This window comes from Actinobacillus porcinus (assembly GCF_901764995.1).
GTDB classification, from domain to species: Bacteria; Pseudomonadota; Gammaproteobacteria; order Enterobacterales; family Pasteurellaceae; genus Exercitatus; species Exercitatus porcinus.
Window position 1 is genome coordinate 152356 of record NZ_CABFKI010000005.1, and the last position, 17755, is coordinate 170110.

Here is a 17755-nt window from a genome sequence, read left to right on the forward strand (position 1 = left end):
CTAATCAGTTCTCTGGGATTGTATCTCTCTAATCCAGATATTTTCTTACAACTTCTCGTCCACCAAATCCTGAATGAGAATTTTTGAACGGCGTTGATAGTTATAATGATCGCGTTTGTCTTTTGGCAGATCCTCCACATTTGCCATTCTAAAACCCCGTTCTTGGAACCAATGTACGGTACGTGTGGTTAAGACGAACAATTTTTCAATGCCTAAATCTCGCGCGCGTTTTTGGATTTCCTCGAGCAAAATATCGCCGCGAGATGAGCTGCGGTAGTCCGGATGAACCGCAACGCATGCCATTTCCGCCATTTTCTCTTCTTCATAGACATTCAGCGCAGCGCAAGCAATAATCACGCCATCGCGATCGATAATGGTGTAACGGCTGATTTCCATTTCCAACTGTTCGCGTGACCGTTTGACCAAAATACCTTGCTGTTCCAACGGATGAATAAGTTCGAGCAGACTTGGAATATCGCGCGCGGTGGCAATACGAATATCTTCAGAATTTTCCATGGAAAGCTGCGTGCCCACACCATCACGGGTAAACAATTCTTGCAATAAGGAGCCGTCTTCTTCGTAGCTTAATAAATGCGAACGGTGTACGCCGGCGCGACATACATCAATTGCCGCCTGCAAGAATCGGGCTTGAGAGCTGTGATATTGATCTTGTTCGATGAATTTTTGCAAATAAATGGCGGCATCTTGCGGTTTTAAATCAGGAATTGAAATGCCGTTATCATCTAAAATCCCTTGGGTTGAACTAAAACCGATTAATTTTTCCGCTTTGAGTTTAATAGCCACTTGCGTGGCGATTTCTTCAAAAGGTAAATTAAAACTTTCACCCGTTACAGATGGGGCAACAGGGCCGATAAGCACAATGGCATCTTTTTCTAATTGTTGCTTAATATTTTCTACTTCAATACGGCGCAATTTGCCACTCAGCATATAATCCACACCATCGTCAACACCGATAGGTTGCGCAAGAATAAAGTTGCTACTCACTACATTTAAAAGCGGTGAATGGGGAAGTCGCATGGAAAGACGCGATGTGATGTCGTAATTCAACATACCCGCCGCTTGTTTAACAAGCTCTAACGTGCGTAAATCGGTGACACGAATGTTTTTGTGATATTGCGGTTGAATATTATGTTTGAGCAACAATTCATTAATTTGGAAGCGCGCGCCGAAAACAATGATTAATTTAATGCCTAGGCTATGTAGTAATCGTATGTCACTGATAATATTAATAAAATTATCGCTGGCAATGGTGTCGCCATCAAGCATAATCACAAAGGTTTTACCACGGTGCATATTCACATAAGGCGTGGATTGTCTAAACCATTGAACTAATTCCGTGCTGCGCATAGCTATTCCTTTTTAGATAATTATTCATTTATTTTGAATATATATGCATTTTTAATCCTATGCAAGCAAAAAATAAATGAATACTCAATGAAAGTGCGGTCATTTTAACGCATATTTGCTATAATTCGCCAAATTTTCTAGTTGAGAGAAATCGAATGAAAGCACTTTTTGCGACCACGTCTCGTGGTTTTGAAGAATTATTAAAAGTGGAGTTAACTGAACTGGGTGCGACAGAATGTAAGGTTGCACAAGGTGGCGTGCATTTTCTTGCCGATGATGAAACACAATACCGTGTGTTGATGTGGTCGCGTTTAGCTTCGCGCGTACTGTTGCCCTTAATTGAAACCAAAATTTACAGTGATTTGGATTTATATGGCGCGGTAGTGAGTTACCATTGGTTAGCACAATTTGACGAAAAAGTGCATTTTTTCGTGGATTTTAACGGCACAAACCGTGAAATTCGCCACAGTCAATTTGGCGCAATGCGCGTTAAAGATGGTATTGTGGATTATTTTGAACGTCAAGGATTATCACGCCCGAGCGTAGATAAAGACAATCCTGATGTTCGTATTCACGCCTATTTAAACCGTGAAACTTTGATTATTTCGTTGGATTTAAGCGGTGAAGCATTGCATTTTCGTGGTTATCGTGAAGATACAGGGGCAGCACCATTACGTGAAACTTTAGCGGCAGCTATCGTTTTACGTTCAGGTTGGCAACAGGGCACACCGTTGGTGGATCCGATGTGTGGTTCGGGAACCTTGTTAATTGAAGCAGCGCAAATGGAAGCGAAGATCGCACCGCAATTACATCGTATGCATTGGGGCTTTGATTTTTGGAAAGATCATAATCAAGCAGCTTGGGATAAGGTGAAAGCGGACGCCGTGGAAATGGCAGAGACTGAATTTAATAAAAATCCACAGCCCCATTTCTATGGCTTCGACTTAGATCATCGTGTGTTGCAAAAAGCGCAACGTAACGCGAAGAATGCAGGTGTTGCCCATCTTATTCAATTTAAACAAGGGGATGTGGCGGCGTTGAAAAATCCTGTTGAAACCGGAGATAAAGGTACCTTGGTTTGTAATCCGCCTTATGGGGAACGTCTAGGCACAACGCCAGCTTTAATTGCGTTATATTCTGTGTTTGGGCAACGGATCAAACAGCAATTTGGCGGTTGGAATGCGTCAATTTTTAGTAGCGAAGAAGGCTTGTTGGATTGTTTGCGTATGCGTTCATTCCGTCAATTTAAAGCGAAAAATGGCCCTTTGGATTGTATTCAAAAAAACTATCAAATTTCTGACCGCGCTTTGACGCAAAATTCGCAAGAAAGTGCGGTAGAAAATTTAGCTTTTTCACCATCTGCAAATGTAGCGGTGGATTTTGCTAATCGCTTGCAAAAAAATAGTAAGAAAATTGAAAAATGGGCAAAACAGCAGGGAATTGATGCGTATCGTTTATACGATGCCGATTTGCCTGAATATAATTTAGCGGTAGATCGCTATGGCGATCATATTGTGGTGCAAGAATACGTGGCGCCGAAAAATATTGACGAAAATAAAGCGCGTCAACGTTTGTTAGACGCAGTAACGGCAACACTGTCGGTAACAGGTGTCGAAACCAATAAATTGATTTTAAAAGTGCGTCAAAAACAAAAAGGCACTAATCAATATGAAAAATTAGCCAATAAAGGCGAGTATTTTTATGTGAATGAATACGGCGCAAAATTGTGGGTTAATTTAACGGATTATTTGGATACCGGGTTATTTTTGGATCACCGTTTAACACGAAAAATGGTCGGTGAAATGGCAAAAGGCAAAGACTTTCTAAACCTTTTTGCTTATACAGGATCGGCGACAGTTCATGCGGCATTAGGCGGTGCAAAATCTACAACAACCGTTGATATGTCAAATACTTATTTGAATTGGGCTGAGCAGAATTTAATTTTAAATGATGTGGATGGTAAGCAACATAAACTTATTCAAGCGGATTGCTTGCAATGGCTTGAACGTTGTGATCGTCAGTTTGATTTTATTTTTGTGGATCCGCCTACCTTTTCAAATTCTAAACGAATGGAAGATAGCTGGGATGTACAACGTGATCATATTAAATTAATGAAAAACCTAAAACGTATTTTACGCCAAGACGGCACGATTATTTTTTCCAATAATAAACGTGGGTTCAAAATGGATTTTGATGGCTTATCCGAATTGGGATTAAGTGCAGTGGAAATTTCAGCCAAAACCTTACCTCTTGATTTTGAACGTAATAAGCAAATTCATAATTGTTGGGTGGTAAAAAACACGTAAATTTTTGACCGCACTTTGTCTGCAACACCAAAAAGAAACCCCGAAATTGCTTTCGGGGTTTTGTTTGGATTAAGCCAACATTATTTTGCTGCTTTTAATTCTTGATAGTATTTTTCGTAAAGCTCAACAGCTTCGCCTACGTCATCTTGCCAATGTGATTTTTGCAATACTTCCGCTGTTGGGTAAATTGCCGGATCGTTGGTGATTTCAGCCGGTAATTTCGCTTTCGCTTTTAAGTTAGAAGTTGGGTAGCCAATTTCTAAAGTTAATTTTTCAGACACATTTTCACTTAACAAATAGTTGATAAGTTTGTGTGCTGCTTCCGGGTGTTTGGCATTCGCAGGGATTGCCAATGTATCAACCCATAAAACCGGACCTTCTTTTGGGAACACCATATCAATGGTACCCGGGGCTTCTTTTTTCGCAATGCGAACAGAGCCGTTCCACAATTGACCCACTTCTACTTCACCTGAAATAAATGAGTTTGCCGGGTTGTCAGAGTTAAATGAAAGTACATTTGGGCGTAATTTCAATAATTCTTCGTAAGCGGCTTTGATTTCTTCAGGTTTGGTAGTGTTTGGATCTAAGCCTAATTTTAATAACGCAATGTTGAAGACTTCGCGTGCGTCATCTAATAATTGTACTTTACCGGCAAATTCAGGTTTCCATAAATCAGCCCAAGACGTGAAATCAGAACCTTTGTAAGTTTTCACGTTATAAGCGATACCCGGTGCACCTAATAATTGTGGTAAGCTGTATTTGTTGCCTTTGTCATAAGGTTTGTCTAACCAATCAGGATCAAGCTCTGCGATAACTGGTAATTTGCTGTGATCTAATTCTTTTAACATCCCTTCACGAGCCATTTTTGACACAAAGTAGTTTGATGGTGCAATCACGTCATAGCCGTCATCACCTGCACCTTGTAATTTTACTTTTGCGTACATGGTTTCGTTGGATTCAAGGCTGGAAGCATTTACTTTGATGCCGGTTTCTTTGGTGAATTCATCTAATAAACCGTCCGGAACATATTCAGTCCAAGTGTACAGATTTACCACTTTTTCTTCTGAAGCTTGTGCTTGCGCATTGTTTGCAGCGTCAGTTTTGCTTTCCTTGTCATTACAACCTGTCACCGCAACTGCTACTAAGCTAGCCGCGAAAAGACCTGCTAATTTTTTCATTTAGATTTTCTCCAATGAGTCTATTTTAGTACCCGTATTCTTAAAAAGAATACATAAAAAAACGCCTGACTTTAGGCTAATAGCTAGCTTAACGGTCGGGCGCTATTGTAAGGCTAAAAGTACGGTCTGTCTAGCCGGAGTTTTTACTCTTTTCCTTTTCTACCAATGAGTTGACCAATTAACACTAAAGCCAGTGATAAAACGATCATAATGGTTGCTAAGGCGTTCACTTCAGGGGTCACACCTGTTTTTACCAAAGAGTAAATTTTCAGCGGTAAAATTTCATAGCTTGCACCACTAACAAAAGATGAAACCACAACGTCATCAAGAGAAAGCGTGAAGCTTAATAACCAACCTGACACAATTGCCGGTAAGGCAAGTGGCAGAATGATTTTACGTAAAATGGTGATTTCACTTGCACCTAAGTCGCGCGCGGCTTCTAACATACGTACATCAAAGCCTTTTAAGCGAGAATACACGCTGACAACGACATAAGGTAAACAGAATGTAATGTGTGCCAGTAATAATGACCAGAAGCCAAGCGAGATACCGACCATCATAAATAATGCCAATAAGGATACTGCCATAACAATATCAGGTGACATCATGACCACAAATAACATTCCACTTACCGCCTGTTTACCGCGGAATTTGTAACGGTAAAGGGCAATTGCTGTTAAACCGCCAATAATCGTGGCTAAGGTTGCGCCTACAAACGCGATAACAACAGAATGGATTGCCGCTTGAATGAGTGTGTCGTTATTAAATAAACGCTCGTACCAGTTCCAGCTAAATCCTTTCCAACTCAAGCCATAACGGTCTTCATTGAAAGAATTGCCGACTAAAATCACAATTGGAATGTACAAATAGGCGTACACAACCAACATAAAGAAACTACGTAGTATGCGACCCATTATTCTAACTCCACTTTCTTATTCAGTAATTTATTCGCTTTGTAGTAAACGAAGATTAATAACGCCATTAAAATGGTTAAGCCGATACTGATTGCGGCACCAAATGGCCAGTTGCGTGATACTAAGAATTCACTCTTAATCACATTACCCACAAGCAATACTTTTGCGCCACCCAATAAGTCGGCAACATAGAACATCCCCATGGCAGGAAGTAAAACAAGCAAGCAGCCTGAAACGATGCCCGGCATGGTGAGTGGAATAATAATTTTCACAAAGCGTTGGAACGCGTTTGCACCCAAGTCTTTTGCCGCTTCTAATAGGCGTAAGTCTAATTTTTCAATGGCAGAGTAGAGCGGTAAAATCATAAATGGCAATAATAAATAAACTAAGCCAATAATGACCGCTACTTCTGTATTCAAAATACGAATAGGCTCGCTAATTAAACCGATTGAAAGTAAGAATGAGTTAAGAATGCCTTTTACGCCTAAGAAGACTTTCATGCCATAAATACGAATTAATGAGTTTGTCCAAAATGGAAGCACGAGCAAAAACATTAAAATCGGGCGATATTTTGCATTGATTTTGGTCATCATAAAGGCAAAGGGATAACCAATGACAAGGCAAAGTAGCGTTGCGATGACTGACATATACAATGAGTTCCACACCACTGTACCATAAAGCGGCTCAAATAGGCGGGTGTAGTTCTCAAAGGTAAATGGCAGCGCGTAAAAGTTGCTGGTATCTTTCGTTAAGAAGCTGACCAAAAACACCAAAAAGTTTGGTGCAAAAACAAAGAAGATCAGCCACGCAAAGATGATAGCAACGACAATTTTTTGAAATTTATTCGTCTTCATCGTTTAAGACCACTTCCCATTTTTCAATCCAAGTTACGCCCACTTTTTGATCTAACGAGTGATCGATATTTGGATCGTCTTCATTAAAGAATTCGCTAACTAGCACCATTTTACCGTTGTGATCTAATTCAACGGTGGATTCAAGGGTCATTCCTTTATAGTTACGTTCGCGAATATGACCGATGATTTTGCTGGATTGCTCATCATCATCCAATTCTTCAAGTAATACGTCTTCAGGGCGTAACAATACTTTAAGTTTTTGATTAGGTTTAACTTCTTGTTCAACGTAAATGTCACAAATACGCCCTTCCACATTGGCACGAACACGTTGTGCATCAACACGTTCAATCACTGTTGCATCAAAAATATTGATTTCACCGATAAATTTTGCCACGAATAAATTGCGTGGTTCTTCGTAAATTTCACGTGGTGAGCCGTCTTGTTCAATATTACCTTTGCGTAACACGATAATACGGTCAGACATAGTTAATGCTTCTTCTTGATCGTGTGTAACGAAGATAAAGGTAATACCCAGTTTACGTTGAAGGGATTTCAACTCATTTTGCATTTGTTTACGTAATTTGTAATCTAATGCAGATAAAGATTCGTCTAATAACAATACTTTCGGCTTATTAACCACCGCGCGCGCGATAGCGATACGTTGTTGTTGACCGCCTGAAAGTTGGGTTGGCTTACGATCAGCCATTTCTTCCAATTGAACCATACGTAATGCTTCAAGTACACGTGTTTTGATTTCGTTTTCCGGTACTTTTTGCATACGTAAACCAAACGCCACATTATCAAAGATGGTCATATGCGGGAATAGCGCATAACTTTGGAACACCGTGTTAACATGACGATGCTCGGCAGGAATGTTTGTCACATCTTCACCATCAATAATAATTTGGCCACCATTCGCTTCTTCAAACCCCGCAATTAAGCGTAAAACCGTTGTTTTACCGCAACCTGACGGACCAAGAATTGTCACGAATTCACCATTATTAATCGTTAAGTTGAAATCATTAATAATTGTGTTATCGCCGTAAGCTTTTTTCAATGCACGAAGCTCAACGATAGGCTTTTTAGTCGTTGTTTCCACTAGCTTTGGTTTCTCCTAGTCAATAACATTAATTCACTGTAATGTGATTGAGAAAAGATGAAAGAAATACATCTGCAAATCCTTGCAGACACCAAGATACAATTTGAATGCTAATGATAAAGGCAAAGGGGGATAAATGAAAGCCATTATTACCTTTTGGGGCATTTTTTTATGAAAAAAGATTGATCTCGCGTATAAAAAAGCCATTTTTTCTAGATTTAGTAAAAATCTTTGTTATATATCAAAAAAGTGCGGTGAAAAAATTGGTAAATTTACTCGTCATTAACGTTGAGTAAAAGGGAATATCTATGTCATTTCGTAACGCCTTATTAGGACGATTTTTAAGTTATACCGAATTTGATACGCAATCTAAACTAAATGGAAAATCTTCACCGACCACATCAGGGCAATTAAAATTAGCCAAGCAACTTGAACAAGAACTACGTACCCTTGGGCTTGAAAATGTTAAATTAACGAAACATGGGGTGTTAACCGCATTATTGCCTGCCAATGTGCCGAACGCGCCAACCATTGGTTTGCTTGCACATCTTGATACATCCCCTGAATGTAGCGGGAAGCATGTTCGTGCTGAAGTGATTGAAAATTACCGCGGCGGTGATATTGCTTTGGGCGTTGGGGATGAATTTATTAGCCCTGTATTTTATTCATTTTTACATCAGCATATCGGCAAAACCTTAATCGTTGCTGATGGCACTACGCTGTTGGGCGCGGATAATAAAGCGGGAATTGCCGAAATTATGACCGCACTTTCTGTGTTGAAACAACAAAATCTTCCCCATTGTCATATTCGAGTGGCATTTACCCCCGATGAAGAAATTGGATTGGGGATGAAATTCTTTTCGATGGAGGATTTTGTTTGCGATTGGGCTTACACCATAGATGGGGGGGAAGTTGGCGAGCTGGAATACGAAAATTTTAATGGCGCGAGTGCGAAAGTGACGATTTATGGGCGTAATATGCATACAGGTTACGCCACTGGGAAAATGATTAATGCATTAACCTTAGCTTGTGAGTTTCAACAAGCTTTTCCTAGTGATGAAACGCCAGAGAAAACTTCGGAGAAAGAGGGCTTTTTTCATTTAAGTCGCTTTGTGGGGGATGTGGAAAAAGTCGAATTGCATTATTTAATTCGTGATTTTGAGGCACAAAAATTTGAACAGCGCAAAGCGTTTATGGAAAAGGCAGTGGCACAGTTTAATCAAACGAAAGGCTTACGTCAGAAAGTCGAGTTGGAAATCACAGATAGCTATAAAAATATGTATCAGACAGTTCAAAGAGTCCCACAATCCATTGAATTGGCGGATCGTGCCATGCGTGAATGTGGCATAGAACCTTTACATAAACCAATTCGTGGCGGCACAGATGGGGCTTGGTTAGCAGAGAAAGGGCTAGCTTGTCCGAATATTTTCACGGGGGGTTATAATTTCCATAGTAAGCATGAGTTAATTACCCTTGAAGGCATGGAAAGCGCGGTGAATGTGATCGTAAAAATAGCGGAATTAGCCGTGGAAAATCCATAATAATTTGACCGCACTTCTGAAAAAAGTGCGGTCATTTTTTAGCTTAATTTGTTGGCATTGCCCCTGAATTCCATTGTTTAGCGTCATTCGGGCGGCGTTCTTGTAGCAAGAAGCGTTGATTCGCCTTGGCTTGCGGTTGAACTACCGTGCCGGATGGAGTAGAAAAGGCGATACCGCCTTTAAGTAGCTGTTGCATTGAGCCTGTATTGACTTCAATACCCGACCAACCTAAACCCGCTGAGTAGCCTGATGACACCCAGAATTCTGAATTTTGACGTACCAAGTGGGCATATTTATGGGTGATCAAAATATGAATTAATACACGATCGCCTAGGCTATTTAATTCTATATTTTTGATTTTTCCCACATCGACACCACGGTACATGACCGGTGCGCCTACACTTAAATTAGAGGCGTCACCGGCTTCCAAGGTAATAGGAAAACCGCTCGAGACTTTGAATTGTTGCTCGTTATTACTGTCATTTAGCGGGAATTGGGTTTTGCGTGCGCCATTTCCTACATCAATATCAATATAGGGCTGTAATAAGCTATCTAAATTATCAATACCGCCGGCTGAAATTTTAGGTGAAATCACTTGGAACTGCGATCCTTCTTTTGCCACGATATTCATATAACTCGGGTTCATTAAGGCTTTGGCAATGATTTTATTGGCTTTCGTATCTAAAGTAATACTTTCGATCTCACCAACAGAGAGCCCCATATAGCGCAGGCTCATCCCTTTACTTAGATTTTTCGCGTCATTGGCGGTTAGGGTGATCACTTGCCCCGCAGATTTGGCGCGTAGTTCATTCTCATAAAGCGTAGTATTTTTGCTTGAGCCTGAATTATCAAAACTAATCGCGCCTTTTAATGAACGGGAAATAGGCGTTGCCTGAATACTGATACCTTTGGGTGTAATATCAATTTGCGCTGCACTTTCTACCCAAAACAGACTTTTATCGGTTAAGAGATGGCGATATTTCGGGTAAATATACACATCTACATCAAAGTGTGATTTCATCGGACGAATATCTAGAATTTTACCGACTTCATATTGACGATATAGAACCACGGAATGTTGGCTAATACTTGGTAAATTATTCGTGGTAAGTGTAATGCTTGGTGTAAGCTGGTTGGTGGTAATGCCCGCTTCCGCATTACTCATATTTTGATAAAGCGGGTAACTTGTTTTGGCTTCACCTTGGTTTTTGTTGTTAATAATGCGCACACCGCCTTGTAGCCATTTTTCAGGGGAAGCCGCTTCAAAGCGAACCCCTTCTATACCAACATTTACATCAAGATTAGATGCCGCAATAAATTGCGTATCCCCATGAATTAAGTGGCGGTATTGATGAGATATTGCGGCTTTAAAGGTAACACCATCGGTATTAATTTGTTGCTCCACTAATTGACCAATGCTTAAACTATTGTAGTAAATTTCTTGTCCTTCGCTGATTCCATAGGTTTCAGGGGCGGTTAAATTTATGACTAATGTATCGGGTTGGTTCAGTAATAATTCTTTTTCGTTAATTACTGTAAATGTTGTTGTGTTATCGCCATCACCTGCGATCACATCAATATATTGTCCGCGCAATAACTCAGGCAAATTCCCTAATTTGCCTAAATTAATATTCGGTTTGCGTAATACAAATTGAGTATTTGTTTTTAATAAATCTCGATTACTTGGATTAATTAAAAGTATTCCTTTGATTGTTGGTTTTGACGCTTCAGCATCTTCCAGTTGTGAAAGCGTACCGATTTGAATATTTTGGTAAAATACACTGGTACTTCCTGCCCGTAATCCGGCCACATTAGGTAATACAACATCGATTTCTATTCCTCGTTGTGCTGCTTGTAAATTCGGGTAAAGTGTAAATTTTTCATTTTGAACAGCTGTTTCACTTTGTTCAGGTGAGTCAAAGGCAACAGCACCTTGTACGACAGCAGCAAGGCTATCCATATCTAATTGGATTCCATTCATTCCAATATCTGCTTTTACACCGCTAATGTTCCAAAAGTGACTGTCTTTTTTGACTAAGTTGGTATAGGCTTTTTCAATCACGATATCGATTTCAATCGCTTTCTGATCTTTGGTAAAGCGGTAATTCATTACCTTTCCTACCGGCATTTTTTTATAAAAAACAGAGGAACCTACGGATATTGAACCAAGATCATTGCTGATTAAACGAATGAGTAGGTCGCCTTCATTGATTTGCGCAATCGGTCCTTCGGTTTCTGCGGTAAATTCATCTTGATAACTGCCATCGCCGGGTTGCAAGGTGATATAGTTGCCCGAAATGAGGGTATCTAAACCTGAAATTCCTGCGAGAGAAGCGTTAGGTTGTACGAGCCAAAATTTGGTATTTTCACGCAAAACCGTTTTCGCTTCCGGGTAAATATTGGCTTGCACTTCGACTTTTTTGAGATCTTCAGTAAAACTCACTTTTTTGACTACGCCGATTTGTAACCCTTGATAGCGAATTTGGGTTTTATTCGCAACAAGACCATCGCCATGAGCAAAGGTAATGGTAATGGTGTCCCCTTGCTCTTTTATAATCTGAAAAAAGAGCGTTGCACCAATAATTAAGGCGATAATAGGCAACAGCCAAAACGGGGAAATGCGGCGAGATTGACGCACTTTTGCAGTTTGAATGTGTTCGGGTAACTTATTTTGCTGGTTTGTCATAAATTTTCCAAAGTAAACGACTATCAAAATTGGTGGTAGCTATCATGGTCAAAAATACGGATGCACCAAAGTAAACTGCGGCAGGGCCTACAGAGAAGCTGATAATTTGTCCGCGTGTCACTAAAGACATCATGAGAGCTAATACAAATAAATCTAACATCGACCAACGCCCCACAAAATGAATAATGTGGAACAAGCGCATTTGCCATTTTATCGAATGTTGCCAGTTAAAATGAATACTGGCGAGTAAATAAAGCATAATGACCGCTTTACTGATAGGGACAAATATACTGGCGGCAAAAACAATAAAAGCAACAAAATAGCTGCCCATATTGATAAAGCTGATTACACCTGAAATCAGAGTGTCGCCTGTGGGGATGTTATTCATAAATGTATAAGAAATTGGATAAAAATTGGCTGGGAATAACATCACAATACCCGCCAGTAAAGGTGCCCAAGTTTGTTGCAGACTCATGCTTGCAGTTCGATTTAATAGGCTGTTGCAACGGGGGCAAATATCTCGTCCCTTGTGATCATGTAATGGGCGAATAAAGGTGTAATCACAGCTATAACAAAAGTGCGGTGGATTTTCCCTGAGTTTTTCTGTTTGTTCAGGGCTAAGGCGTAAATGTTGTGGATAAAAATCATTCCACAGTTCCCTTGGATTAATTTTGGCAAAAAGCAATGTCATTAAAATAGCGGTTGCGATAAACGCGATAAGATAACTGTCAATGGATAAAGACGCATAATCACGCACTTTAAAAGCCGTTACACCAAGTGCCACAAGATAAATATCAAACATCACCCAAGGTTTTAAATAATCAATGGCAATTAAAAGGTTACGTGGTTTGCGTTTGATAATTTGGCACCCACGCAAAATAATGACCGCAAGACAAAAACTAATAGGCGCAAATACGGCGGTTAAAAAGACCATAAAGGCCGTCACAGGATAACCTTCGATAGCCATTTTCCATATACCACCCCAAATAGAAGCGTCTACTTTATCGCCAATTAAATCGACACTCAGAAGTGGGTAGTTGAGTGAAAATGGCATCAAGATCAGAATGGAAATCGCAATAATTGAACAGCGTTTAAGCGACCAACGATCTTTGGATTGTAAATTGTGGTGGCAGCGTGGACATTCGGCATGTTGCCCTTTTTCTAATCCTGATATAGCCACCAATTCATCGCATTCGCCACAGCGAGCAATGTGCTGAATTTGGGTGGTGGGTTGGATATATTTTGCCATGGATGTTTTATATTGTTTTATGTGCTCAGCCTGAATTAGAACGCTGAGCATTTTATAATAGTTCTCAGGTGAAATGCAAAAGTGCGGTTAAATATTTGTGGGATTTGATGAGCTTGGTTGATCAATAATAATCCGTTGCGACCTTTGGGGAAGTGGGATAGAATACGCGCAAGATTTACCATTAAATAGGATCAGAAATGACTGACGTTCAAAACGAAGTTCAAGTGCCGGAAGCTCAATCTGCTGAAAGTGCAAAGTTAACCAATAATAAAGCCGTTATTGAATATTTGGCAGAAAAATTCCCATTATGTTTCTCTGTTGAAGGGGAAGCAAAACCGTTAAAAATCGGTTTATTTCAAGATTTAGCTGAAGCGTTAAAGGATGATGAACATGTGAGTAAAACACAGTTACGTCATGCCTTGCGTCAATATACGTCAAACTGGCGTTATTTACACGGTTGCCGTTTAGGTGCGGAGCGCGTGGATTTACAAGGCAATCCGGCAGGTGTGTTAGAGCAAGAACATGCAGAACATGCTGCGCAACAGCTTGCAGAAGCCAAAGCGAAAGTTGCAGAAAAACGAGCAGCAGAGAAAAAAGCAGCGAAAGTTACGCAGAAAAAACGTGCACGTAAACCGGTACATAAAAAAGCGGAAAGCGATAAACCGGCACGTACGCCAAAACCAAGAGCAGAATTAACCGCACTTGATTTTTCAACCCTTGAAAAAGGTGCTAATGTTAAAGTAAAAGCTGGCGAGCATACGCAAAAAGCGGTGGTGCTTGATGTGTTAAAAGAAACGGCTCGTGTGCAATTGGAAAATGGCTTGGTGATTAGCGTGAGTGCTGATCGCTTATTTGCTTAGAAATAATTGCTCTATGATGCAGGTCATTATAGGGCATATCTTCTCACATCGTGGTTGTCTCGGGCTCGACGATGTTTTTCTTTATTAGGAAAGTCCAATTATAAGGAAACGCAATGACGTTCAAATTGACCAAAACTTATCTTGCGATTGCAAGTATTGTCTTAAGTTCTTATGCAGTAGCGGTTAAACCGACTATTAAAGCCAATGAGATTGTTTCATTACAACCCACTGAGGAAAATGCTTTGGCGACTAAACGTGTAACAACACGTTTAACCCAATCTCACTATCGTAAATTTCAGTTAGATGATGCTTTTTCGCAGAAGATCTTTGATCGTTATTTAGATTTCTTGGATTATAGTCATAATACTTTTTTACAATCAGACGTGGACGAATTGCGTAGTAAGTATGGTTCTTTATTGGATGATGAACTCAACGAAGGCAAGTTGGATGCGGCTTTTGCGATTTATGATTTACTGACCAAACGCCGTTATGAACGTTATGAATATGCGTTAAGTTTATTGGATAAAGAGCCTAATTTATCTGATGATGAGCAAATTGAAATTGATCGTAAAAAAGCGGCTTATCCTAAAAACATTGAAGAAGCAAACGTGCTTTGGAAACAGCGTGTAGAAAATGATGTTATTGCGCTGAAGTTAAAAGGTAAATCTTGGGCTGAAGTGAAGAAAAAATTGACCAAGCGTTATAACCTTGCCATTCGTCGTTTGACTCAAGCAAAATCAGATGATGTGACTCAAATGTTCTTAAATGCGTTTGCACGAGAAATTGATCCGCATACTAGTTATCTTGCACCGCGCACGGCGAAAAGTTTCAATGAAAGTATGAACTTATCTTTGGAAGGTATTGGTGCGACTTTACGTCAGGAAGATGATGAAACCATTATTCAATCTCTTGTTCCGGGGGCACCGGCAGATCGCAGTAAAAAATTAAAAGCAGGCGATAAAATTATTGGCGTAGGGCAAGCAACAGGTGAAATTGAAGATGTTATCGGTTGGCGTTTGGAAGATGTTGTCGATAAAATTAAGGGTAAAAAAGGTTCGAAAGTCCGCTTAGAAGTGGAAGGGGCAAAAGGCGGAAAAAGCCGAATTATTACCCTTGTGCGTGATAAGGTGCGTATCGAAGACAGCGCGGCAAAATTAACGGTAGAGAAGGTTGATGGGGAAATGGTCGCAACGATAAAAATCCCAACTTTCTATATTGGTTTAACTGTTGATGTGCGCAAGTTGCTAGATGAAATGAAAGCGAAAAAAGCCACGGCGTTGATTATTGATTTACGTGAAAATGGTGGTGGCGCATTAACGGAAGCCGTTGAATTAAGTGGATTATTTATTGCAGAAGGGCCGGTAGTTCAAGTTCGTGATGCTTATAATCGTATTCGTGTTCACGAAGATCCTGATAACAAACAGGTTTATTCCGGTCCATTGCTTGTTATGGTCAATCGTCATAGTGCGTCAGCTTCCGAAATTTTCTCTGCCGCTATCCAAGATTACAATCGTGGTATTGTGATTGGTCAAAATACCTTTGGTAAAGGGACGGTGCAGCAAAGTCGTTCTTTGAATTTTGTGTATGATTTGGATCAGGATCCTCTTGGTTTTATCCAATATACCATCCAAAAATTCTATCGTATTAATGGTGGTAGCACGCAAATGAAAGGTGTGGCGGCGGACATTAATTTCCCTGAAACCATTGATCCGAAAGAAACGGGTGAAGAAAAAGAAGATAATGCATTACCTTGGGATAAAATTCCGGCGGCAAATTATTCTTCGGCGGGCGATGCACGTAATGTGATTGATACATTAACACAAAATCATATAGAACGTATGGCAAAAGATCCTGAATTTATTGCCTTAAATAAAGATTTGAAAATCCGAGATGCCCGTCGAGATCGTAAATTTGAGTCTTTAAATTTTGCGAAACGTAAGGCGGAAAATGATGCCGATGAGGCGCGTCATCTACAAAATATTAATGAACGCTTTAAACGAGAAGGGAAAAAAGCGTTGAAAAATATTAATGATTTACCGAAAGACTATGAAGCGCCTGATTTCTTCTTGAAAGAAGCAGAAAAAATTGCAGCAGATTTCGCGAAAATGCAGCAATCTGAAAATGCCGTTGCAACGGATAAAAAATGATAAAGATTAACCGCACTTTTGTTTAAAGTGCGGTGTGTTTTTTAGTTATATTTAGAACGATTAAGATGATACATTCTAAACGCTCATTAAATAAAATTACGCCTTTGATGGTTTTAGTGTCGGGGTTGTGTACAAGTTGTACGATTTCCGATTATTTTCCACAAATGGGTAACCGTGAAAATATTGATATTGCTGCGGCAAATCAAGAAATTGAACGTCAAAAACAAGAAAAAGCAGAAGCCAAACTAACCGAAATGGTTGGTCAGCATGAGCTGCAATTTAAGTCTGTTGTAGCAAAAATCTATGCAGATAATGAATTTAAACTATTATGGCAAGACAACGCGGCAGAGCAACAATTTTTACGTGAATATGCTGCGATGGTAGCGGCCGGTGTGTCAATTCGCTCAGCCCGTTCATTAGAAGCAATTAGTGAAACGGTAGCAACACCCGAAAGCTTAGCACATGATATTTTGTTAACCGATGCTTTTTTAGACTATATGTATTATAGCAACCATGTGGCTAATGCAGCACAAGGCTGGCTTTATGCAATGAATTCATATAAAGCCCAGTTACCTGAGCAATCTCAAATTAATGCGTGGTTAAGTGCGGTTAAAAATAATCAACATTTTGCTTTTGTTAAAAGTCTGGCAAATACAAATACGCTGTATATTCAAACCTTGAATCGCCTTGCGGAAAGTCTGAAACAAGGTGGCAGCAATAACACTACGTTAGTTAAACTTGCGATTAATGCTCAGCGTTTACGGGTGATTCCTGATTTCCATAATGGGTTATTTGTTAATATTCCAAGTTATCAGGTGAATTATTATCGCGATGGGCATTTAGTATTAAATTCGCGTGTTATTGTAGGGAAAAACGCACGCCGAACGCCTGTGATGTCAAGTAAATTAAGCAATGTTGTGGTTAATCCACCTTGGAACGCACCAACTCGTTTAATTAATGAAGACATTGTGCCGAAGGTTAAACGTGATCCGGGTTATCTTGAGCGTAATGGCTATACTATTCTTGACGGTAAAGGAAATACGGTTAATCCATATAATATCAATTGGGTAACTGTAGGGGCGAAGTTTCCATATCGTATTCGTCAAGCTGCAGGGGATCAAAGTGCTTTAGGTCGTTTTAAATTTAATATGCCAAGTTCAGATGCTATTTATTTACATGACACCCCTAACCATGGTTTATTTAATAAAAAAGATCGTGCGTTAAGTTCGGGATGTGTGCGTGTGGATAAATCGGATGAACTTGCCACCATTTTATTGAAAGAAGCCGGCTGGAGTGCGGATAAAAAGCAGCAAGTTTTAAGCAGCAAGAAAACGACTTCGGTGACGATTAAATCAAATAACCCGGTTTATCTTTATTATGTGACGACTTGGGTTGAGAATGGTAAAGTACAGACTTTACCTGATATTTACGGTTATGATTCAGGATTTAATCCTGATTTTGTGAACTGGAACACAATCCGAAAATATCTTTAATGATATACTGAGACCTATTAGGTTAAGATGTCTCAGTTAACACAAAACTGTAAATAGGAA

12 protein-coding genes are annotated in these 17755 nt (G+C 39.8%); 5 read left to right on the plus strand and 7 right to left on the minus strand.

Translation table 11 applies throughout. The features are described from left to right. Positions 1–45 precede the first annotated feature (45 nt). On the minus strand, positions 46–1368 hold the full coding sequence (argA, locus tag E7T07_RS05325; protein WP_135709861.1) for an amino-acid N-acetyltransferase: 1323 nt from the start codon (positions 1366–1368) through the stop codon (positions 46–48). Between the two features lie 155 nt (positions 1369–1523). Between argA and rlmKL the strand changes: the two genes are divergently transcribed. Then, positions 1524–3674: a bifunctional 23S rRNA (guanine(2069)-N(7))-methyltransferase RlmK/23S rRNA (guanine(2445)-N(2))-methyltransferase RlmL gene (rlmKL, locus tag E7T07_RS05330; protein WP_135709862.1), complete on the plus strand. Its 2151-nt coding sequence runs from the start codon at positions 1524–1526 to the stop codon at positions 3672–3674. Between the two features lie 80 nt (positions 3675–3754). Here rlmKL and E7T07_RS05335 read toward each other — a convergent pair whose 3' ends face one another. From E7T07_RS05335 to potA, 4 genes are all read right to left on the minus strand, one after another. Next, positions 3755–4852, minus strand: a complete 1098-nt coding sequence (locus E7T07_RS05335) for an extracellular solute-binding protein (protein WP_135709863.1) — start codon at positions 4850–4852, stop codon at positions 3755–3757. 143 nt (positions 4853–4995) lie between these two features. Then, positions 4996–5766 carry a spermidine/putrescine ABC transporter permease PotC gene (gene potC / locus E7T07_RS05340; RefSeq protein ID WP_135709864.1) on the minus strand — a complete coding sequence of 257 codons (771 nt, stop codon included), beginning with the start codon at positions 5764–5766 and terminating at the stop codon, positions 4996–4998. Continuing rightward, on the minus strand, positions 5766–6620 hold the full coding sequence (gene potB / locus E7T07_RS05345) for a spermidine/putrescine ABC transporter permease PotB (protein WP_135709865.1): 855 nt from the start codon (positions 6618–6620) through the stop codon (positions 5766–5768). The genes potC and potB overlap by 1 nt, the downstream gene beginning before the upstream one ends. Further along, the gene (potA, locus tag E7T07_RS05350) at positions 6607–7719 is read right to left on the minus strand and encodes a spermidine/putrescine ABC transporter ATP-binding protein PotA (RefSeq protein ID WP_135709866.1); all 1113 of its coding nucleotides are present in this window, start codon (positions 7717–7719) and stop codon (positions 6607–6609) included. Before potA ends, potB begins: the two co-directional genes overlap by 14 nt. A 308-nt stretch (positions 7720–8027) precedes the next feature. Between potA and pepT the strand changes: the two genes are divergently transcribed. Beyond that, positions 8028–9260, plus strand: a complete 1233-nt coding sequence (gene pepT, locus E7T07_RS05355; RefSeq protein WP_135709867.1) for a peptidase T — start codon at positions 8028–8030, stop codon at positions 9258–9260. A gap of 43 nt (positions 9261–9303) precedes the next feature. Here the strand turns inward: pepT and E7T07_RS05360 are convergent, their stop codons facing one another. Both E7T07_RS05360 and E7T07_RS05365 read right to left on the minus strand, forming a co-directional pair. Beyond that, a complete protein-coding gene (locus tag E7T07_RS05360) occupies positions 9304–11946 on the minus strand; it encodes a PqiB family protein (protein WP_135709868.1) in 2643 nt (880 codons plus the stop codon). After that, complete coding sequence (locus E7T07_RS05365; protein WP_135709869.1) at positions 11927–13195, minus strand: paraquat-inducible protein A; 1269 nt, start codon at positions 13193–13195, stop codon at positions 11927–11929. Before E7T07_RS05365 ends, E7T07_RS05360 begins: the two co-directional genes overlap by 20 nt. Before the next feature lie 197 nt (positions 13196–13392). Here E7T07_RS05365 and proQ point away from each other — a divergent pair, with 197 nt between their 5' ends. From proQ to E7T07_RS05380, 3 genes are all read left to right on the plus strand, one after another. After that, entirely contained in the window at positions 13393–14055 is a 663-nt protein-coding gene (proQ, locus tag E7T07_RS05370; RefSeq protein WP_135709870.1) for an RNA chaperone ProQ, read from the plus strand. A 113-nt stretch (positions 14056–14168) separates the two neighbouring features. Beyond that, positions 14169–16202 carry a carboxy terminal-processing peptidase gene (prc, locus tag E7T07_RS05375; RefSeq protein ID WP_135709871.1) on the plus strand — a complete coding sequence of 678 codons (2034 nt, stop codon included), beginning with the start codon at positions 14169–14171 and terminating at the stop codon, positions 16200–16202. Between the two features lie 65 nt (positions 16203–16267). Next, positions 16268–17695, plus strand: coding sequence for a L,D-transpeptidase family protein (locus tag E7T07_RS05380; protein ID WP_135709872.1), 1428 nt, complete (start codon positions 16268–16270; stop codon positions 17693–17695). Positions 17696–17755: the final 60 nt, after the last annotated feature.